The 385-nt window shown below is 61.3% G+C and carries 1 protein-coding gene; it reads left to right on the top strand.

The window, feature by feature from the left end:
• Positions 1-385: ABC transporter permease subunit (locus ACLJNW_RS23470; RefSeq protein ID WP_410961122.1), on the top strand; the 385-nt coding region annotated here is incomplete at both ends.

The following is a 385-nucleotide window of genomic DNA, read 5'->3' as shown; positions in this document are numbered from 1 at the left end:
GCTACACCATGGTCTACGGCATCATCGGCATGATCAACTTCGCCCACGGCGAGGTGTACATGATCGGCTCGTACATCGCCTTCATCGCCATCACCCTGCTGGCGATGATGGGGCTGGACAGCGTTCCGCTGATGATGCTCGCCGCATTCGCCGCCAGCATCATCGTCACCAGTGCTTTCGGCTACAGCATCGAGCGGGTCGCCTACCGCCCGTTGCGCGGCGGCAACCGCCTGATCCCGCTGATCTCCGCGATCGGCATGTCGATCTTCCTGCAGAACGCCGTGATGCTCTCGCAGGACTCCAAGGAAAAGGCCATCCCGACCCTGCTGCCCGGCAACTTCGTGTTCGGCGAAAGCAGCATGACCGGCGTGGTGATCTCCTATAT

The sequence above is a fragment of the Salmonella sp. SAL4457 genome (assembly GCF_046548235.1).
Lineage (GTDB): Bacteria > Pseudomonadota > Gammaproteobacteria > Enterobacterales > Enterobacteriaceae > Salmonella > Salmonella enterica.
Note: the sequence above shows the minus strand (reverse complement) of the source record. Positions and strands in the feature narration are given on the sequence as shown.